General features: G+C 64.0%; 21 protein-coding genes. 13 read left to right on the top strand and 8 right to left on the bottom strand.

What is annotated here, in order from left to right; all coding sequences use genetic code 11:
- Positions 1–88: 88 nt before the first annotated feature.
- Genes A0U93_RS05900 through gluP form a run of 5 tightly spaced genes read left to right on the top strand, consistent with a single transcriptional unit; the run spans position 89 to position 5,607 of the window.
- Complete coding sequence (locus A0U93_RS05900) at positions 89–1,606, top strand: ABC transporter substrate-binding protein (protein WP_169852704.1); 1,518 nt, start codon at positions 89–91, stop codon at positions 1,604–1,606.
- Positions 1,603–2,523, top strand: coding sequence for an ABC transporter permease (locus A0U93_RS05905; RefSeq protein WP_077806525.1), 921 nt, complete (start codon positions 1,603–1,605; stop codon positions 2,521–2,523). Before A0U93_RS05900 ends, A0U93_RS05905 begins: the two co-directional genes overlap by 4 nt.
- On the top strand, positions 2,520–3,359 hold the full coding sequence (locus A0U93_RS05910; RefSeq protein ID WP_077806526.1) for an ABC transporter permease: 840 nt from the start codon (positions 2,520–2,522) through the stop codon (positions 3,357–3,359). Before A0U93_RS05905 ends, A0U93_RS05910 begins: the two co-directional genes overlap by 4 nt.
- A gap of 2 nt (positions 3,360–3,361) precedes the next feature.
- Positions 3,362–4,261, top strand: a complete 900-nt coding sequence (locus A0U93_RS05915; RefSeq protein ID WP_077806527.1) for an ROK family protein — start codon at positions 3,362–3,364, stop codon at positions 4,259–4,261.
- A 14-nt stretch (positions 4,262–4,275) separates the two neighbouring features.
- A complete protein-coding gene (gene gluP / locus A0U93_RS05920; protein WP_077808364.1) occupies positions 4,276–5,607 on the top strand; it encodes a glucose/galactose MFS transporter in 1,332 nt (443 codons plus the stop codon).
- On the opposite strand, the gene A0U93_RS05925 is transcribed toward gluP, so the two are convergent.
- Positions 5,562–6,122, bottom strand: a complete 561-nt coding sequence (locus A0U93_RS05925) for a DUF3429 domain-containing protein (protein WP_077806528.1) — start codon at positions 6,120–6,122, stop codon at positions 5,562–5,564. The two genes, gluP and A0U93_RS05925, sit on opposite strands and share 46 nt — an antisense overlap.
- Before the next feature lie 165 nt (positions 6,123–6,287).
- Here A0U93_RS05925 and A0U93_RS05930 point away from each other — a divergent pair, with 165 nt between their 5' ends.
- From A0U93_RS05930 to A0U93_RS05940, 3 genes are read left to right on the top strand one after another with little or no spacing between them, the layout of a single operon-like run.
- On the top strand, positions 6,288–6,527 hold the full coding sequence (locus A0U93_RS05930; RefSeq protein ID WP_077806529.1) for a FeoA family protein: 240 nt from the start codon (positions 6,288–6,290) through the stop codon (positions 6,525–6,527).
- Positions 6,528–6,533: 6 nt separating this feature from the next.
- Positions 6,534–8,381: a ferrous iron transporter B gene (gene feoB / locus A0U93_RS05935; RefSeq protein ID WP_077806530.1), complete on the top strand. Its 1,848-nt coding sequence runs from the start codon at positions 6,534–6,536 to the stop codon at positions 8,379–8,381.
- A 1-nt stretch (position 8,382) separates the two neighbouring features.
- Positions 8,383–8,568, top strand: a complete 186-nt coding sequence (locus tag A0U93_RS05940; RefSeq protein WP_077806531.1) for a hypothetical protein — start codon at positions 8,383–8,385, stop codon at positions 8,566–8,568.
- Between the two features lie 16 nt (positions 8,569–8,584).
- Here A0U93_RS05940 and A0U93_RS05945 read toward each other — a convergent pair whose 3' ends face one another.
- The 4 genes from A0U93_RS05945 to A0U93_RS16385 all read right to left on the bottom strand — a co-directional run bounded on the left by A0U93_RS05945 (position 8,585) and on the right by A0U93_RS16385 (position 11,488).
- The gene (locus tag A0U93_RS05945) at positions 8,585–9,034 is read right to left on the bottom strand and encodes a hypothetical protein (protein ID WP_147150736.1); all 450 of its coding nucleotides are present in this window, start codon (positions 9,032–9,034) and stop codon (positions 8,585–8,587) included.
- Positions 9,000–9,884, bottom strand: a complete 885-nt coding sequence (locus A0U93_RS05950; RefSeq protein WP_077806533.1) for an aldo/keto reductase — start codon at positions 9,882–9,884, stop codon at positions 9,000–9,002. The genes A0U93_RS05945 and A0U93_RS05950 overlap by 35 nt, the downstream gene beginning before the upstream one ends.
- A gap of 82 nt (positions 9,885–9,966) precedes the next feature.
- Positions 9,967–11,124 (bottom strand): YihY/virulence factor BrkB family protein, encoded by a 1,158-nt coding sequence (locus tag A0U93_RS05955; protein ID WP_371862835.1) that lies wholly within the window; start codon positions 11,122–11,124, stop codon positions 9,967–9,969.
- Positions 11,125–11,341: 217 nt separating this feature from the next.
- On the bottom strand, positions 11,342–11,488 hold the full coding sequence (locus A0U93_RS16385; RefSeq protein ID WP_169852705.1) for a hypothetical protein: 147 nt from the start codon (positions 11,486–11,488) through the stop codon (positions 11,342–11,344).
- On the opposite strand from A0U93_RS16385, the gene A0U93_RS05960 reads away from it, so the two are divergent.
- On the top strand, positions 11,487–12,620 hold the full coding sequence (locus A0U93_RS05960) for a type III PLP-dependent enzyme (protein ID WP_077806534.1): 1,134 nt from the start codon (positions 11,487–11,489) through the stop codon (positions 12,618–12,620). The genes A0U93_RS16385 and A0U93_RS05960 overlap by 2 nt on opposite strands.
- 47 nt (positions 12,621–12,667) lie before the next feature.
- Here the strand turns inward: A0U93_RS05960 and A0U93_RS05965 are convergent, their stop codons facing one another.
- The gene (locus A0U93_RS05965) at positions 12,668–13,393 is read right to left on the bottom strand and encodes a DUF72 domain-containing protein (RefSeq protein WP_077806535.1); all 726 of its coding nucleotides are present in this window, start codon (positions 13,391–13,393) and stop codon (positions 12,668–12,670) included.
- Positions 13,394–13,459: 66 nt separating this feature from the next.
- Between A0U93_RS05965 and A0U93_RS05970 the strand changes: the two genes are divergently transcribed.
- Positions 13,460–14,554, top strand: coding sequence for a P1 family peptidase (locus A0U93_RS05970; protein WP_147150739.1), 1,095 nt, complete (start codon positions 13,460–13,462; stop codon positions 14,552–14,554).
- Between the two features lie 6 nt (positions 14,555–14,560).
- Here the strand turns inward: A0U93_RS05970 and A0U93_RS05975 are convergent, their stop codons facing one another.
- A complete protein-coding gene (locus A0U93_RS05975; RefSeq protein ID WP_077806536.1) occupies positions 14,561–14,890 on the bottom strand; it encodes a DMT family transporter in 330 nt (109 codons plus the stop codon).
- Between A0U93_RS05975 and A0U93_RS05980 the strand changes: the two genes are divergently transcribed.
- Together A0U93_RS05980 and A0U93_RS05985 are read left to right on the top strand one after the other, a co-directional pair.
- Positions 14,889–15,167, top strand: coding sequence for a DUF3311 domain-containing protein (locus tag A0U93_RS05980; RefSeq protein ID WP_147150741.1), 279 nt, complete (start codon positions 14,889–14,891; stop codon positions 15,165–15,167). The two genes, A0U93_RS05975 and A0U93_RS05980, sit on opposite strands and share 2 nt — an antisense overlap.
- Positions 15,164–16,498, top strand: a complete 1,335-nt coding sequence (locus tag A0U93_RS05985; protein ID WP_077806538.1) for a sodium:solute symporter family protein — start codon at positions 15,164–15,166, stop codon at positions 16,496–16,498. The genes A0U93_RS05980 and A0U93_RS05985 overlap by 4 nt, the downstream gene beginning before the upstream one ends.
- Here the strand turns inward: A0U93_RS05985 and A0U93_RS16920 are convergent.
- Positions 16,488–16,622, bottom strand: a complete 135-nt coding sequence (locus tag A0U93_RS16920; RefSeq protein ID WP_255318265.1) for a hypothetical protein — start codon at positions 16,620–16,622, stop codon at positions 16,488–16,490. The two genes, A0U93_RS05985 and A0U93_RS16920, sit on opposite strands and share 11 nt — an antisense overlap.
- A 144-nt stretch (positions 16,623–16,766) precedes the next feature.
- Between A0U93_RS16920 and A0U93_RS05990 the strand changes: the two genes are divergently transcribed.
- A complete protein-coding gene (locus tag A0U93_RS05990) occupies positions 16,767–17,789 on the top strand; it encodes an NAD(P)/FAD-dependent oxidoreductase (RefSeq protein WP_077806539.1) in 1,023 nt (340 codons plus the stop codon).
- Positions 17,790–17,792 lie beyond the last annotated feature (3 nt).

A 17,792-nucleotide genomic window follows, 5' to 3' on the forward strand; every position in this document is an offset into this window, starting at 1 on the left:
AATAGAACATCATGACGAATTAACAACGAGACCGTATTTTTTATCGTTTCGCGCGTTTTCGCCAACATTCCGTCCAACCGGAGACAATGTGTCGCGACGTCGTCTTTCCTTCAGCGCCGCCCTTGCCGCCACGTGCAAGACCGTCACCGCTTCGGCGGCGACGCTGACCGTCATGCTTGCCGAACCGCCACGCACCATGGACCCGGCCGATCAGAACGCAACCGCCACACGATCCGTCCTGGCGCCGTTCTACGAGAGTCTCGTGGCACAGGATGAACACGGCAATATCCAGCCCGCGCTCGCTACGGCATGGTCATCCTCGCCGGATGGCCGCGTCTGGCGCTTCACGCTTCGCACCGGCGTCTTTTTCCATGACGGCTCAATATGCGACGCGCCGGCCGCGGTCGCATCGCTCAATCGTCTTGTTGCGCCGGATGCGGCTCTCGCGGGGTCCGGCATCTTCCGCAAACTGATTTCCAGCGTGGAACGTGACGGAAACGATATCGTCATCACCCTGCACTCTCCCTATGCGGATCTGCTGCACCTTCTTTCCCAGACACAGGCCGCCATCGTCTCGCCCGTCGCGGCAACCTCGACACTGGCGCGCCATGCCGATGGCACCGGTCCCTATCGTTTCGGCGACTGGCAGGATGGCGAACGCGTGCGCGCGCTGCGCAACGACCGTTACTGGGGCGACAAGGCAAGGCTTGAGAGGATCGACTGGCGCTGGTCGCCGGAACCGTCCGTTCTGAACATGGCGCTGCAAACCGGCGATGCCGATGTCGTCATGCCGCTGGCCCCCGTATTCAGCCACCTGTATCGTGACAGCGATGTCGCACATGTCGACCGGCATCCGGGGGGCACCCAGTTCTGGGTCGCCCTGAACAACCGCCTCCCACCCCTGGACGATGCGCGCGTTCGTCGCGCCCTTGGGCTTGCCATCGATCGCGCGGCTCTCGTCGCTGGCCTTCTGCACGGAAACGGTACACCAGCCTGCCATCCACTGACGCCGGAAACGCCGGGCAACCTGCCCTGCACACCAGCCGACGGTCCCGATCTCCAGCGGGCCGCAGCGCTTCTCCGACAGGCCGGCCATGCCAACGGCTTTCCCGCGACCGTCATCGTGCAGGAGCCGGAGGAACCGATTGCCGAAGCGCTTCAGGCTATGTGGCGACCGCTTGGCATCAAGCTGGCGATCCGGCGTCAGGAAGCCGGCGTCTGGATGCAATCCGCCTTTTCAGGCCCTGCCGAAAAAAGAAAGACCGGTATCGGCATGATTATCTCGTCCTGGTCCGCGCCTTTCGTCGCCGATCTTCAATTGCGACCGCTCTACGCAAGCGCCAACAGCGCACCGGGCGGTGCCAATCTGGGATTTTACGCCAATCATCTGGTGGACGCCGCGATGGATCAGGCGGCCGCAACGCTGGACCCTGCCGAACGCACCGCGATCTATCGCACGATGCAAGGCCAGATCGCGCAGGACGCTCCCTTGTTGCCACTCTATATGCAGGACAATCTCTACGGCGTGCGTCGCAACGTGCACGGCGTCTTTTCGATGCCGGATGGCGAGATCGTCGTCAGCCGCGCCTGGAAAGACGGGCCATGAATACCGTTCTTCGCCGCGCCATGAACCTGCCCGTCATCATGCTGGGCGTTTCCGCCATCGTCTTCATCGCCATTCACGCCCTTCCCGGCGATCCCGCACGCCTGATGGCCGGCCCACAGGCACCGGAGGGCGTCGTCGCGGCCATCCATGAACGCCTCGGCCTCAATCAGTCCCTGCTCCACCAATACGGCCATTTCCTTCGCCACGCCCTTCAGGGCGATTTCGGCCTGTCACTTCGCGATGGCGCGCCCGTCGGTCGCATGATCGCCGGGCGATTGCCCTATTCATTGCTGCTGGGCGGCCTTGCCTATCTTCTGGCGATGGCCGTCGCCATTCCCGGCGGAATCGTGGGTGCGGTCTGCGCCAACCGCTGGCCCGACCACCTGCTGATGGCCATGACCCTCCTTGGCGCATCGCTCGCCAGCTTCTGGGTCGCCCTGATCGGCATGGAAGTCTTTGCCGTGCGCCTGCACTGGCTGCCGCTGATGGGTGCCGGAGACTGGCATCACGTCATCCTGCCCGTTCTCGTGCTTGCCCTGATGCCCTCGGCCCTCATCCTCCGCATGACCCGGACCGGCATGCGCGACATCCTGCGCCAGGACTATATCCGCACGGCGCGCGCCAAGGGCCTGTCGCCCATGACCGTCCTGCTGCGCCACGCCTTGCGCAACGCGATGATCCCCGTCGTGACCGTCGTCTTCCTCAATCTCGGCGGGCTTATCAGCGGTGCGATCGTGACGGAGACGGTCTTCGACTGGCCCGGCATCGGTCGCCTTCTGATCGACGCGGTGCGTTATCGTGATTATCCTACGATTCAGGCGATCACCCTGCTGTCGATCTTCGGCGTGCTGAGCGCCAATCTCCTGGCCGAGGCCATCATCGTCTATCTCGACCCGCGCATGCGGGGTCACAAATGAAGCGTCTGGCAGAATCGCGCTTCTGGCGTCACCACGCCGTCCTGACGATCGGCGTTTTGCTCTGCGCCATCGGTATGGTGCTCGCGGCGTTCGGCCCGCTCGTCCTGGGCGGCGATCCGGCTGCGCAGGATCTTTATCATGTGCTCCAGCCCCCCTCCCGCCTGCATCCCTGCGGCACGGACGCGTTCGGGCGCGACATCCTGCTGCGCCTGATCTATGGCCTGCGACTGACGCTGGGGGAAATTGCCGTCTCCATCGCGCTGGCCGCCGGTCTCGGCATCCCGCTGGGCCTGTTCGCCGGCATGTCCGCGCCGTGGATCGACCGTGGCATCATGGCCGCTTCCGACATCGTCTTCGCTTTCCCGGGCCTTATCCTCGCGCTGCTCGTCGTCAGCCTGCTGGGGCCGGGATTACTGCACGCGCTTTTCGCCATCGCCGCGTTCTCGCTCCCCGTCTATGCGCGGCTGGCGCGCAACCTTGCCGCCGGTCTGCGGCATGCCACCTATATCGAGGCCCTCCATGTCCTCGGCGCCAGCCGAACCCGTATCCTTTTTCACCACATCCTGCGCAACGCCGCCGGCCCGCTGATGGTGCAGATCACACTCAGCGGGGGCACCGTCGTGCTGTCCGCCGCCAGCCTGTCCTTCCTCGGTCTCGGCGCCCAGCCACCGATGCCCGAATGGGGCACGATGATGAGCGATGGCCGCAACACCCTGGGTGCGGCCTTCTGGCCCTGCCTGTTTCCCGGCCTCGCCATTGCGGCAACCGTCATCGGGCTGAACTGCCTTGGCGACGGACTGCGCGAATTTCTGAATGCACGTTCCGAACGATCCTGAGCATGACACCGCAAACCAAGCCCGTCTTCTGCGCCGATATCGGCGGTTCCTTCATCGACTGCGCGATCGTGCGGCATGACGGCACGATCGCCGACCGGCAGAAACTCCCGACCCCGATCCATGACCTGGATATGTTTCTGGCCACGCTGGAAGAGGCGACGGCGATCCATGACGATCTGGATCTGCATATCGCCCTTGCGGGATTGCAGGATCCGGAAAGCGGTATCTGCACCGCCGCCAACATCCCGTGCATCAACGGCGTTCAACTGGCCCGGCGCCTGTCCTCCACGCTCGATCGAACGATCCGGATCGGCAACGACGCCGACTGCTTCGCGCTGGCCGAGGCGCGGATGGGCGCGGGACGCAGCCATCGGAACGTCCTTGGCATCATCCTCGGCACCGGCGTCGGCGGTGGACTCGTGCTGGACGGCCGTCTCATCACCAGCGCCGGCGGCCTGACCGGCGAATGGGGGCATGGTCCGGTCATCCCCCACCTCCCCGGCATGGAATCGCATATCCCGTGCTTTCCATGCGGCTGCGGGCAGTGGGGCTGCATCGACACCATCGGCGGCGCACGCGGGCTGGAACGCCTGCACGCCTGGAACGGCGGGGAGAAGGCAGACAGCCGCGCCATCCTCGCCGCCTGGCGGCAGGGCGATCCGCTCGCGCGCCGCACGATCGAACACTACGTCACATATGTCTCCGCCGCGCTGGCGCTGGCCGTCAATCTCACCGGCGCCACCATCCTGCCGGTGGGCGGCGGCCTCTCGAATGCGCATGACCTGATCGAGGCACTCGACCACGCCACCAAAAAGCGTATCCTTCGTGACGCCGACGCAACATTACTCACGCCGTCCCGACTCGGGAGCGACGCAGGATTGTTGGGAGCGGCTTTTCTATGAAAGAGAACACGACGATGGCCACAACCTACCGCCACGTTGACGGCGACGGCACGGTTCCCGACCGCATCCCCGACGATAGCCTCGTCGGTCCCCACGGCTGGAGCCCACTGCTGATCGCCGCCATGATCTTCTTCGCCATGGGCTTCGTCACATGGCTGAACGGCCCGCTGATCTCGTTCGTCCGCGTTGCGTTTTCGCTGACGGATTTCAACGCCTTCTTCATTCCGCTCGTCTTCTATGTCTCGTATCTGCTCTTCTCCATCCCGGCCTCGATGATCGCGCGCAAGCTCGGTCTCAAGCAGGGGCTGGCGCTGTCGATCGTCGTATCGGCCATCGGCGTCGCGACCTTCGGCCAGTTCATCGCGTGGCGGATCTATGGCGGCGCCCTGACCGGCCTGCTCACCCTCGGCGCAGGCCTCTCGCTGATGCAGGTTGTCATCAACCCGCTCGTCAGCCTGCTCGGCCCGCCAACCCATGCCGCCAAGCGCATCGCGATCATGGGAATCTGCAACAAGTTCGCTGGCATTCTCGCCCCCATCGTTCTGGCGACGCTGGTCATGCACAATATCGGCGGAGTCGCCGCACAGGCCGCCGCCGCAACCGACCCCGCCGTGCGCGAGGGCATCCTCTCGAATTTCGTGCACGCGCTCTACTGGCCGTATCTCGGCATGGCCGCCATGCTGCTGGTCGTCGCGGCCATCGTCGCCGTCTCGTCACTCCCCAATCTCGAGGCGCCGCCGATCCCATCCTTGTCGGGAGAGGCCACGACATCCATCTTCCGCCCGCATCTGGTCTGGGGCTTCATCACGATGTTCCTCTATGTCGGGGCCGAAGTGATGGCGGGCGACGCCATCGGCACCTATGGCCAGGGATTCGGCCTGCCGCTGGACCAGACCAAATTCTTCACCTCGCTCACGCTCGGCGGCATGCTGATCGGCTACATCGCAGGCTTTCTCGTCGTGCCGCGCATCCTGCCGCAGGAACGATATCTCGAGCTCTCCTGCGTCCTTGGAATCGTGCTGACCGCGCTGGCCTTCCTGACACACGGTTACACGTCAGTCCTGTGCGTCGCGCTTCTTGGCGTCGCGAACGCCATGATCATGCCGACAATTTTCCCCATCGCCATTCGCGGCGCGGGCGCGGCAACGCCGCTGGCCTCCGCCCTGCTGGTCATGTCCTACAGCGGCGGCGCGATCATCCCGCAGTTCTATGTCCTGCTGAAGCCCTATCTCGGCTTTCAGGGCATGTTCGCCCTGCTGGTGCTCCCCTGCTATGCCGCAATCCTCGCCTATGCCCGGCGCTACGGTCGCGTCGGCCTGGGACCATTGCCGCTCGAACGGCGATAACGCCAGAACAGCGCGCCAAAGGCCGTCACCGGCACGGCCATCTGCACAGGGCGCAGGCGCGCAAAGAAGCGCGGCGCCTCCCCCCGCCGCGCCGATTGCGTGTCGATCGCGGCGGTCGCGGCATATCCAGCCGTCAGCATAAGCAACGACAGCCGACGAAACGGCACCAGCAATGACAGCATGCCCGGCGCGAAGATCGCCAGCATGCCGCCGATCTCACCGGGCAGCGGGCCGCCTTTCTCGCGGAAACTGTATCCGCGGTGCACGCCGGACAGGAAGCAGAGCAATCCACCACCCCACAAGCGGGTCGCCATGGCGACGCCTCGGCCCGCCCGCCTCGGCAGAAGAGCGCCGAGCAACGCCCCCACGATCATCGGCACCATCGCCAGCCAGCCGAAGAAAAACCCTTCCAACGGCGTGCGCGCCAACCCGTCTTCCGTGCCACGGCTCAGGTGCATTTCTCTGGCAGGCCCGCCCTGAAATGCGTTCGAAGTCCCTATGCCCGTATCGTTCATGCGTCTGGATTTCCTTTTACGCGATGGACTCGCGACAACGCACGATGCGGACCGAACGCTGCCAATCCCTCCCCAGATGACAGCGAGTTTAACGATGCCCGGTTTACAAGCACCTCTCCCGGCGACTAAGAAGCGTTCTTAACAATCACTCGGGATGTCGGATCGATGTACCTCAATGCTCTGCCCAAGGGATGCCATGCGGTGATCGACCACGTGGAACCACGCGGCGCAGCCGACCCCATCACAGCGCGCCTGCTCGAACTGGGCTTCGTTCCCGGCGAACCGGTGCAGATGGTCGCTCATGGCCCGATGGGGGCCGATCCGATCGCCGTTCGCGTCGGCACCACGCGCTTCGCCCTGCGCCGCGACGAAGCCGCCAGAGTGTATCTGCGCGACAACGCCTGATCCTCCATGGACGTTCGTGTCGCCTCGCTTTACGCGGCACTGGTCGGCAATCCGAACTGCGGCAAGACAGCCCTCTTCAACCAACTGACCGGCAGCCGCCAGAAAGTCGCCAACTACGCCGGCGTCACCGTCGAGCGTAAGGAAGGCCGCTTCGTCACGCCCGGCGGCCGGCCGGTGCGGCTGCTCGATCTTCCCGGGGCTTACAGCCTTGCCGCCACCAGCCCGGACGAAGACGTCACACGCGACGTCTGCCTCGGGCGACATCGCACCGAGCCCCGGCCCGAGCTTCTGATCAATGTGGTGGATGCCACCAATCTGCGGCTGCACCTGCGATTCGTGCTGGAATTACGGCAGTTGGGCCTGCCGATGATCCTCGTCGTCAACATGATGGATGAGGCGAAACGGCGTGGCATCTCCGTCGATCTCGATGGTCTCTCCCGTGAATTCGGCATGCCGGTCGTCCCGGCCGTCAGCGTTCGCAAGAACGGCGCGTCAGCATTGCTCGACGTTCTGGACCAGCCCCCGCCTCTGCCCCCGAAACCTTTGGGAGCGGACGTCGAAATTCACGCCGAGGTGCGTCGTCTCCTCGCGGCTTATGTCCAGCATTCGAAGCGCGACGGAGAGCTATTGGCCGATCGGCTGGATCGGTGGTTCCTGCATCCCGTTTTCGGCCCACTGATCCTGCTCGCCGTCCTGTTCGTCATGTTCCAGACGGTATTTTCCTGGGCGCAGCCGGTCATGGACCTGTTGCAGAACGGCGTGGCCACGCTGGGGCAGACGCTCGGCGCGGCCTTGCCGGACGGCGTCCTGCGCAGCCTCCTCGTGGATGGCGTGATCGCCGGCGCGGGCACGGTCATCACCTATCTGCCGCAGATCCTGATCCTGTTCCTGTGGATTTTGGCACTGGAGGAATCGGGCTACCTGCCGCGCGCGGCCTTCCTGCTGGACCGGATCATGGCAACGGCCGGGTTGAGCGGGCGATCCTTCATTCCCCTGCTCTCCAGCTTCGCCTGCGCCATACCCGGCATCATGGCGACGCGCACCATCCAGAACCCGCGCGACCGGCTCGTCACCATTCTCGTCGCGCCGCTCATGACCTGCTCGGCCCGGCTGCCAGTCTATACGCTGCTCATCGGCGCCTTCGTGCCGCACCGGCGGGTCTGGGGCATCTTCGGGCTGCAAGGGCTGGTACTGTTCGGGCTTTATGCCTTCGCCATCGTCAGCGGCCTGATCGTCGCGCGCCTCATGACCCACGGCGTCAAGGCCGCGGAACATCCGCTCCTGCTGGAACTGCCGCCCTACCGGCGTCCTGTCCTGCGCCACCTGGCACTGGGCCTCTGGCAGCGTGCCACCATGTTCCTGTCGCGGGTCGGCACGATCATCGTGACCCTCAACGTCCTGCTCTGGGCGCTTTCCAGCTTCCCGGCACCCCCTCCAGGCGCATCCGGCGCCGCCATCGACTGGAGCCTGGCGGGGCGCATCGGGCACTGGATGATGCCGATCTTCGCGCCGATTGGATTCAACTGGCAGATCTGCGTTTCGCTCATCCCCGGCATGGCGGCACGGGAAGTCGCCGTCAGCGCGCTGGCGACCGTCTATGCCCTGGGCGCGACGGAAGACAATGCGGCCGACAAGCTGGCGCCGCTGCTCTCGGCACAGTGGAGTCTGGCAACCGCGTTCTCGCTTCTGGCATGGTATGTTTTCGCCCCGCAGTGCCTGTCCACACTGGCCGTCATCCGACGCGAGACGAATTCATGGAAGGTCGTCGCGGGAACCGCGGGCTATCTTTTCGCGCTGGCCTATGGCGCGGCACTCGCCACATACCAGATAACACGCATGCTTACCGGAGGCTGATATGATCGAAGTTGTCATTGCCGCCATCATCGTCGCACTCTGCGCCGCCTATTGGGGCGCGCGCCTGTTCCCGAGACAATGGGCATCGCTGCGGGCAACAGCAGGGCTCGCCCCGAAAATGACCGCGGGCAACGCCAATAGCGCCTGTGGCGCCTGCAAGGCCTGCAAAGGCGGAAGCTGCCACTAAGGGCAGCACGCCGCCGTCAGCGGACCACGTTCTGCGGCGCGCTGTTCGTTGGTAGCACCACGCCGGCACGCAGGTAGGGCAGTGCGGTGCCCGGCGTATATCCCGCAGCGGTCCACGTCACCATGCTGGAGGGCGAAACACCCAATGCCTTCCACTGCGCCGCATCCTGCGGCGTGATGCTGTTGCGCTCCAGCATCCGTGCATCTGCATACGAATATCCCTGCTGCCGCCAGAGATCCGTCATGCCTGTAACGTGCATGCGGGTATGATCGATTTCAGGCTGGGAACAGGCTGAGACAAGCAGCGCGCCGGCAAGCGCCAACGGCATCGACAAGCGTATGGTCATGAGGTTCAGTCGCCTTTCATAAGCGACATATCCCCAGCCCGGCGGGTTAATCAATGCTCGTCGGCCAAACAGGCGTGACCAGGCCTCAGAACGTTGCAGGATCGGGACCGATGCGGCCACCGGATGTGTCCATCGCAGCGATCTTGCCCATGTCCTCATCATCGAGACGGAAATCGAACACATCGATATTCTCGTCGATCCGCTTCGGCGTGGCGGATTTCGGTATGACAATCAGGCCACTGTCCAGATGCCAGCGGATCACGACCTGCGCCGCCGTCTTGCCGTGCTTCCCGGCAATCGACGTGATGATCGGGTCGTTCAGCACCTGTCCTTGTCCAAGCGGACTCCAGGATTCCGTGCGGATATCGTGCTTCTCATGGAACGCACACAGTTCGCGCTGCTGGAATCGCGGGTGCAGCTCGACCTGATTGACGACCGGCACGACGCCCGTCTCATCGATGATGCGGGTCAGATGATCCGCCGTGAAATTCGAGACGCCGATCGAGCGGATGCGGCCCTCACGCTGCAGGTCGATCATCGCCTTCCAGCTCTCGACGTAGAGCCCACGTTTCGGCTGCGGCCAATGCATCAGGTAGAGGTCGAGAACATCGCGCTTCAACTTGCGGAGACTGGCCTCGAAAGCACGCTTGGTGGCGTCGTATCCCTGATCGTCGTTCCACAGCTTCGTGGTCACGTAGATATCGGGATGGCCCTCCAGACCGGCGCCGACACCCTCCTCGTTGCGATAGATCATCGCCGTATCGATCGACTGGTATCCGGCTTTCACCGCATGGCGCACGATATCGGCGGTCTCGTCGGCCGGCGTCTGCCAGACACCGAGCCCAAGCTGCGGAATCCGTTTACCGTCATGCAACGTGAGATGCAGCTGCTGCTCATCGCTCAGATCGGTTCCCACGCCAGCTTCGGCCGTCGTGGTGGAATTGTGGAACAGCTTGTCCGTCAGGGTCATGGGAAAATCCCTTTTGGCTTGAGGAGGATTTGCCCGAGGACAAAGGTTCAACGTCTCCGAAGTTCCCCGACGAAACCGTTCGTCACGCCTGCTGCGGGTGTTCGTCGGCCTGTGGCGTCTTGGCATGCCCGCCCTTGATCGCGTCGTCCGAAACCACCTTCGCCGTGACGGCGTCCGGCTGCGGCAGGCCGGAGACCTTGGGTTGACGTCCCATGATACGGTCTTCCAGACCGGCATTCAGCTCCGCGCCGAACAGCACGACATAAGCGCTGACGAAGAACCACATCATGATGGCCGCCACGGCGCCGAGAGGCCCGTACGTCGATCCGTAAGCCGCGAACCGCCCGACATAGAATGAGAAAGCGAGCGACGTGACGACCCAGAAGATCGTCGCCACGATCGAGCCGGGAACGATCCAGCGCCACGCCGCCGGAGCGCGGGAAGGACCATAGCGGTAAAGCAGCGTCACAGCCCCGAACACGAACAGCAGCATCAGCGCCGGGGCGCCCCAGTGGATCAGTGCCGGCACGCCATAGCTCATGAGAAGGCTTGCCGGGTAGGGCAGCGCCCGCAGGCTGCCGAAATGTGCCGGCAGGTAGTCCACGAGCGCCGGCAGCGCGACCATCAAGGCCAGCGTCAGGCATGCGCCCAGAACGGCGATGAAGGTGGTGCCGAGCGCCAGCGCCTGAAAACGGACGAAACTGCGCGCTTCCTCGAGCCCATAGGCGATGTTGAGCGCGGAGAGCACGGATTTGGTGCTGGCCGAGGCCGACCACAGCGCAACGGAGATCGAGAAGATCAGCCCGATCGTCAATGACGAATGCGGCTGGGAGATCAACGTATGAATCTGGTTGCCGATCAGCGTATAGGCCGTGCTCGGCAGAAGATGGCGCAGAACCTCCAGTTGCGGCTCGACGGTTTCGAGGTTGAAAGCAAGACCATAGACCGAGATCAGGGTGCTGATCGCCGGAAAGAGCGACAGCGTCGCATAGAAGGCGCAGCCAGCGGCGGCCAGGGAAACCTGGCTCGTGCCCAGTTCGCTGATCGTCTGCCGGAACACCAGTTTCCATCCCGCCCACGGCATGTGGAAGGGCGTGGCCGCACCCGTCCCCGGCGCATTCGGTCCTAGTTTCTGGGCCTGACGAATCCCTTCCTCATCCCGTTGAAGGCGGGCATCGTCGATCTGCTCCCGAAGTTGCGCGATATCCTTGCCGGACTGGGGGCGCATGGCGTCGGTCAAACGGGAACTCCTCACGAGCAGAACGTAACACGATACTGGATCATCATTACGCAATAGTGTCGGTTTACGTTCCCATAATATAATGCGGCAGACGATGCGACTGCGGCACGCAAATATGAAATTTTCGACGCAGTGAAAAAACCATGTTGCACACACGATGGTTTAGCCCCATATGGCCGCCCACGCAGCAACGCACGTGCCACTGGCCCTCTGTAGGTTACGCAACGACGTCAAGCGTTCTGGCAATCGGGTTGCTCTCATCGCGTCTCGGCGCGGGCAAGACGACCTCGACTTGATCGCCGGTCCGTTCGACCGTTTCGCAACACGCCGCTCCCGTCAGGACGGCCACCGGGAGGAGCGTCATGACTCCAAAGATCGCCCGCTATCTTGCCGAGCAGCAGCCGGCAACGCCTTGCCTCATCGTCGACGTGGACCGCGTCGCCGATCGTTATCATGCGCTGCAGGAGGCAATGCCTCTCGCGCATATCTATTACGCCGTGAAAGCCAATCCGGCACAGGCGATTCTCGAACGCCTCGTCGCACTGGGCTCGTCATTCGACGCCGCCTCCATCGGCGAAGTCCGCATGTGCCTCGATGCCGGTGCTTCGGCGGATCGGGTCTCCTTCGGCAATACGGTCAAGAAGGTCTCGGCCATTCGCGAAGCCTTCGCGCTAGGTGTTGATCTCTTCGTCTTCGATAGCGAAGAGGAACTGGCCAAGCTTGCCGAACACGCACCGGGCGCACGCGTCTATTGCCGTCTCGCCGTCGAGAACGAAGGCGCGGACTGGCCGCTGTCGCGCAAGTTCGGCACCACGCTGGACCATGGCCGCGATCTGATGCTGCGTGCCCGCACACTCGGCCTCGATCCGTACGGCCTGTCGTTCCATGTCGGCAGCCAGCAAACCGACACGGCTGCGTATGAGGCCGCCATCGCGCGCGTCGCCATGCTGTTCACCGATCTTTCGGCAGCGGGGCTGAACCTGCGCATGGTCAATCTGGGCGGTGGTTTCCCCGTTCGTTACCAGAGCGACGTTCCCGAGATCGACCAGTTCGGCCTTGCCATCGGCCATGCCATGACCCGCCACTTCGGCAACGACCTGCCGACGATGCTGATCGAGCCTGGCCGCTTTCTGGTCGGCGACGCCGGCGTTGTCTCGTCGGAAGTCGTGCTCGTCAGCCGTCGCGGCGGCGCCGAGACCGATCCGCGCTGGGTCTATTTGGACATCGGCCGTTTCGGCGGTCTGGCGGAAACGGAAGGTGAAGCCATCCGCTATCGCTTCCAGACGCCGCATGACGGTCAGGCGACCGGCCCGACAGTCGTCGCCGGCCCAAGCTGCGACGGCGTGGACATCATGTATGAGAAGCGCCGCGTAGAACTGCCGATGGCGCTGACATCGGGTGATCGCGTCGAACTGCTTTCGACCGGCGCCTATGTCTCAACCTACTGCTCGACCGGCTTCAACGGTTTCGCACCGCTGTCCGAGCACTATATCTGATACGGCACGCCGGTCTGGCGCAGGCGTATTCGCGCCGCGCCAGACCGTTATCCTCCGTCCCGTAGCAGCCCGACCAGGGACAGCGCGTTCGCGGCCGCCGCGCCGCGCGCCGTATTATCGAAGACGCACCATTGCGCTACTGGCGTTTCCCTGATCTGCCGCGCAAGATTCCCAAGATATTCCTCGCCATACGCCGAATAATAAATCTCCGGCGAACCATGCAGCCGGCGATAGACGAATCCGTCCCAGCCGCCGGGTTGGGCGGCTTCCGGCACGGGCAGCGGATCGGCCATGACGCGGGCAACATGATGACGGGCCAGCAGCGCCGCCGCTTCCGACGTGAACCAACTGGCGTGCCGAGGTTCGCAGACAATCGGTCCCGCGATTATCGTACGGAACTTTGCGAAAAATTCGGCGGCCAGCGCATCCTCGAACGACAGGCTGGGCGGCAATTGCACCAGCAACGGCCCCCGCTTCTCACCCAGACCGTCAACCGCCGCAACGAAATCGGCCATGTCCCGCGCCTCGACCGCCAGACGCGCGACATGCGTCCATGCCTGCGGCACTTTTACGGCGAAACGAAAGCCAGGCGGCACCGTTTCCGCCCAGCGCTCATATGTCGCCCGCCGATGAGGGCGATAGAATGAGGTATTGATTTCAACCGCATCGAACAAGGTGGCATAGCGAGCCAGATGACTCCCGCTCACGGGAAACAGGTCGCGATGATGCGGCGGCACGGCCCACCCCGCGCAACAGATACGAACTGACGTCACCCCTTCTCCCTTTCGATCAAATCGCGCAGAACCCCGATCATCGCAAACACCCTTGCCGGAGACGCCATGCAGCGCCGACAGTTCCTTCTCACGACGCTGGCCGCCGGCATGACGCGTGGCGCGCAGGCGCAGCAACAGGCGGGCGGACCCGGCCAGCGCAATGCCATCACGGACGTCGCCGGCCTGACGGTCGGACAGGCCCAGGACGAGCAGGTGCGCAGCGGTGTCACCGTGATTCTCCCGGACCAGCGCGCGACCGCCGCCGTGGATGTGCGGGGTGGCGGCCCCGGCACGCGTGAGACCGATGCGCTTGCGCCATGGAACCTCGTCCGCAGCGTGGACGCCATCGTGCTTTCCGGCGGCTCCGTATACGGTCTGGCGGCGGCCGATGGCGTGGCGGCATGGCTTGGCGCGCAGGGGCGCGGCTTTGCCCTCGGACACAAGAGCGGCGTTCCCGTATCACCCATCGTGCCGACCGCGATCCTCTACGATCTCGATGATGGCGGAAACAAGAACTGGGGCTTCAATCCGCCCTATCGTGATCTTGGCCTGCGGGCGGTGCGCGATACGCATTCGGATGTGGCGCTCGGCACCGTCGGCGCAGGATACGGCGCCACGGCCGGAAGCCTGAAAGGTGGCATCGGCACCGCATCGTATGTCACGCATGACGGCATCACGGTCGGCGCCATCGTCGCCTGCAACAGCGTCGGCAGCGTCGTCATGCCGGAAACGCGTCGCTTCTGGGCGGCACCATTCGAAATCGGGCGCGAATTCGGCGGCCTGGGCCTTTTGCCCGGCCATGCCGCAGCCGAGGATTGGGGCGATGCGAAGATCAACCCGTCTCCACGCGCCAACACCACGATCGCCTGCATCGCCACCGACGCGGATCTCGACTCCGACGAATGCAAACGCGTGGCGATCATGGCGCAGGACGGGCTGGCCCGTGCCATCCGCCCGGCGCATTCTCCGTTCGATGGCGACACCATCTTCACACTTGCCACGGCAAGGCGCCCCCTGCCATCCGGAGCCCGTGCCCTGCTGACGGCCCGGATCGGCGCGCTGGCCGGCGACGTGTTGGCCCGCGCCATCGCCCGGGCTGTCTACGAAGCCCGCCTCCCGCCGGGGATGGGCGGCAGAAGCTGGTCGATGCTTCGGGATTGAGGGCGGCTAATGCGCGGCCGTCTTCGAGAAGACGTTCATCACCACCACCCCGGCCATGATGAGCGCCATGCCGATCATCGCCGGTGTATCGAGCTTCTGTCCCTGCCAAAGCCAGGCCACCATCGCGATCAGTACGATGCCCACCCCAGACCAGATCGCATAGGCGATGCCCGTCGGAATGTCGCGTAAGGCCAGGGAAAGGAAATAGAATGCCGTGATATAGCCGCACGCCGTGATGAGCGTCGGCCACAGACGGGTGAAGCCCATCGCCTGCTTCAGGAACGAGGTCGCCGTAACCTCCGCCACGATGGCAATCATCAGATAAAGATAGGTCATGATGGCCTTCGCCTGTTGCGTCGCATTCCCTTTACAGTCGGCGGCAACACCTGAATACCGTTTACCTGACCGCCAGATTGCGCCCGACTATGCCACAGGCCATGCCGTGACCCGTCTCATCCTGATCCTGCCCTTCGCATTCCTGCTTGTTCCCCTGCCGTTTCTCGAACGCAGTTCCTGGACGCTTCTGGGCATTCCGGTCGTCCTGCCATGGCTGTTCGCGGCAATCCCGCTCACGAGTTTCTGCCTCTGGCTCGCCTATCGGGTCGGTTCATGATCCTTTCCTTCGCCGTCACGATCGGCCTGTCCGTGTTGCTGGCGCTATCCGCAGGACGCCGGACAACAAATGCCCGCGATTTCTTCGCAGCCGCCGGACGGCTGGGCACGCCCCTCTACTTCCTTCTGGCCGTCGGCGAGACTTACAGCATCGGTTCCCTCCTCGGCTTTCCGGGCGGGATCTACGCAAGAGGCAGCACGCTGGCGCTGTGGTTCGTCGGCTATATCCTGCTGGCCTTCCCCATCGGCTTCATTCTTTATCCGCGCCTGTGGCGCGCCGGTGCGGCCAGCGGCGCGGCAACCCTGCCCGACCTTTTCCGCGCCCATACGGGCAGCATCGCACTGGAACGCGGCGTCGGGGTGCTGCTTCTCGCCGTCCTACTGCCGCTGGGCGCATCGCAATTCATCGGCTTGCAGAATGTCGTGCGCGCCCTGGGATGGCAGCATGAGGCGCCGGCCGCGAGCCTGCTGGCAGCGATCGTCGCGCTCGCCTATGTGGGCCTGGCCGGGTTACGCGCACCGGCACGCGTGGCAGCGCTCAAGGATGCGCTCGTCCTCGGCGCGATCGCCGCCATCGCCATCGCGGCCCTGCTGCACTGGCCGCAAAATCCGACCGCCCCTGTCGCATCGGTTCTGCGCCCGACAGCCAGCCTTTCCAATGACATATTCATCGTCAGCACCATCCTGACCCAATCCATCGGCTTCTGCCTGTCACCACCAACCGTGGCGGCCGTCTTTGCCGCACGAAGCCCCGATGCCTTGCGTCGCGCGCAGATTTTCATGCCGCTTTATATGGCGCTGTTTCCACTTCTGCTGATCGTGGCGACCTTCGCGCTGACACATCAACCGCGTCCCCATGGCGCGGATGAGGCGTTCCTGAGCGTCGCCGCACAGTTATTGCCCGACTGGGGGACAGGACTGGTGCTGGCTGGCACAGCGCTCTCCGCGCTTGTCGTTCTCGCCGGCATCGGACTTGCCCTCGCCGCCATCGTGACGCGCAACATCGTCCCGCACTTGGGCGATAACGCGCAGCGCCGCTGGGGTTTTACCGTGATCGCGGCCTATTTTGCCCTCTCGGCGCTTGGCGCCGCTCATTTCCAGACGCTGCTGACACAGCTCAATACCCTGTTCTACCTGGGCATCGCCCCGATCATTCCGGCCACGCTGGCAATCGCCTGGGGCCGACCGCTTGCCCCCAAACGCATCGGCACCGGCATCGCTGCGGGGCTGATACTCGGCCTGACGCTGCGTTTCGGCGATGTGCCGCTTGCGGGCATGAATCCCGCCTTGCCAGCCCTTCTGCTCAGCGGGCTTGTCACGCTCAGTAAATGAACGAGACATTTCCCAGAAATGTGCGACCTACCGATGGCGTGACGCGATCATTGAACGGGTTCGAATAGTTCAGCCGGTTGGCCAGATCGTCGCGCAATTCCTGGGCGCGTATTCGCAATGTCATCGCCAGTGCCTTTGCGCATGCATCGTACCGCAAGACCCCTTTATGTCATTTTGTGTCTTTCACGCCACACCTGTCCCGCTCTGGGCGATTTTCGCGCTTTCTGCTAGCAACCACGACCTCGCGCCCCTCAGATCAGGACCGACCATGACCGTTTCCCCGATCCAGACCGATGTCGCCATCATCGGCGCTGGCCCGACCGCTCTCTTCGCGGCTTTCGAATGCAACATGCTGAAGCTGCGTTGCGTCCTGATCGACGCGCTCGACAGCATCGGCGGTCAATGCGCGGCGCTTTATCCCGAGAAGCCGATCTACGACATTCCCGCCCACCCCGCGATCGAGGGTGCGGATCTCATCGCCAAACTGGAAGCACAGATCGCCCCGTTCGATGTGCCGCGCCTGCTTGGCCAGCGCGTCGAGAAACTTGCCGGTCGTCGTGGTGACTTCACGCTGGTCACCAGCACCGGCCAGACGATTCAGGCCCGCGCGGTCATCATCGCCGCCGGCGCCGGCGCTTTCGGTCCCAACCGTCCGCCTCTCAGCGGTCTGGATGCCTACGAGAAATCAGGCGCCGTGCAGTATTACGTGCGCAAACGCGCGGATTTCACCGGCAAACGCATCGTCGTGGCGGGCGGCGGCGATTCGGCACTGGACTGGGCGCTGTCGCTCTCGGAAATCGCCGAGACGGTCTATCTTCTGCATCGCCGCCCGCGTTTCCGCGGCGCGCCGGAAACACTGGCGCGCATCGACGCGCAGGTTGCCGCCGGGCGGATCGAAAAAGTCGTCCCCTATCAACTGCATGCCCTGCACGGCGAAGGGGGCAATCTGCATGCGGTGGAGGTCGCGACCCTGGAGGGCGAGACACGCAGACTGGAAGCCGACACCCTCCTGCCCTTCTATGGCCTCTCGACCGATCTCGGCCCGATCGCGACATGGAATCTCGACAGCCATCGCAACGTCATTCCCGTCACGCCGTCCACGATGGAAACGTCCCTCTCCGGCACCTTCGCCATCGGCGACGTCGCGACCTATCCCGGCAAACTCAAGCTGATCCTGCAGGGCTTCAGCGAAGGTGCGATGGCCGCACATGCCATCCATCCGATCGTCCATCCTGACACCGCATTGCATTTCGAATATTCGACCAGCAAGGGCGTGCCGACAGGCGCTTGAGGC

The sequence above is a fragment of the Neoasaia chiangmaiensis genome, assembly GCF_002005465.1.
GTDB classification, from domain to species: domain Bacteria; phylum Pseudomonadota; class Alphaproteobacteria; order Acetobacterales; family Acetobacteraceae; genus Neoasaia; species Neoasaia chiangmaiensis.

Bases quoted from the DNA above. Each gene is read 5' to 3' on its own strand.
- A0U93_RS05905 (WP_077806525.1), top strand. From the start codon at position 1,603: ATGAATACCGTTCTTCGCCGCGCCATGAACCTGCCCGTCATCATGCTG.
- A0U93_RS05910 (WP_077806526.1), top strand. From the start codon at position 2,520: ATGAAGCGTCTGGCAGAATCGCGCTTCTGGCGTCACCACGCCGTCCTG.
- A0U93_RS05915 (WP_077806527.1), top strand. From the start codon at position 3,362: ATGACACCGCAAACCAAGCCCGTCTTCTGCGCCGATATCGGCGGTTCC.
- gluP (WP_077808364.1), top strand. From the start codon at position 4,276: ATGGCCACAACCTACCGCCACGTTGACGGCGACGGCACGGTTCCCGAC.
- A0U93_RS05925 (WP_077806528.1), bottom strand. From the start codon at position 6,122: ATGAACGATACGGGCATAGGGACTTCGAACGCATTTCAGGGCGGGCCT.
- A0U93_RS05930 (WP_077806529.1), top strand. From the start codon at position 6,288: ATGTACCTCAATGCTCTGCCCAAGGGATGCCATGCGGTGATCGACCAC.
- feoB (WP_077806530.1), top strand. From the start codon at position 6,534: ATGGACGTTCGTGTCGCCTCGCTTTACGCGGCACTGGTCGGCAATCCG.
- A0U93_RS05940 (WP_077806531.1), top strand. From the start codon at position 8,383: ATGATCGAAGTTGTCATTGCCGCCATCATCGTCGCACTCTGCGCCGCC.
- A0U93_RS05950 (WP_077806533.1), bottom strand. From the start codon at position 9,884: ATGACCCTGACGGACAAGCTGTTCCACAATTCCACCACGACGGCCGAA.
- A0U93_RS05960 (WP_077806534.1), top strand. From the start codon at position 11,487: ATGACTCCAAAGATCGCCCGCTATCTTGCCGAGCAGCAGCCGGCAACG.
- A0U93_RS16385 (WP_169852705.1), bottom strand. From the start codon at position 11,488: ATGACGCTCCTCCCGGTGGCCGTCCTGACGGGAGCGGCGTGTTGCGAA.
- A0U93_RS05970 (WP_147150739.1), top strand. From the start codon at position 13,460: ATGCAGCGCCGACAGTTCCTTCTCACGACGCTGGCCGCCGGCATGACG.
- A0U93_RS05980 (WP_147150741.1), top strand. From the start codon at position 14,889: ATGATGGCCTTCGCCTGTTGCGTCGCATTCCCTTTACAGTCGGCGGCA.
- A0U93_RS05975 (WP_077806536.1), bottom strand. From the start codon at position 14,890: ATGACCTATCTTTATCTGATGATTGCCATCGTGGCGGAGGTTACGGCG.
- A0U93_RS05985 (WP_077806538.1), top strand. From the start codon at position 15,164: ATGATCCTTTCCTTCGCCGTCACGATCGGCCTGTCCGTGTTGCTGGCG.
- A0U93_RS16920 (WP_255318265.1), bottom strand. From the start codon at position 16,622: ATGACATTGCGAATACGCGCCCAGGAATTGCGCGACGATCTGGCCAAC.
- A0U93_RS05990 (WP_077806539.1), top strand. From the start codon at position 16,767: ATGACCGTTTCCCCGATCCAGACCGATGTCGCCATCATCGGCGCTGGC.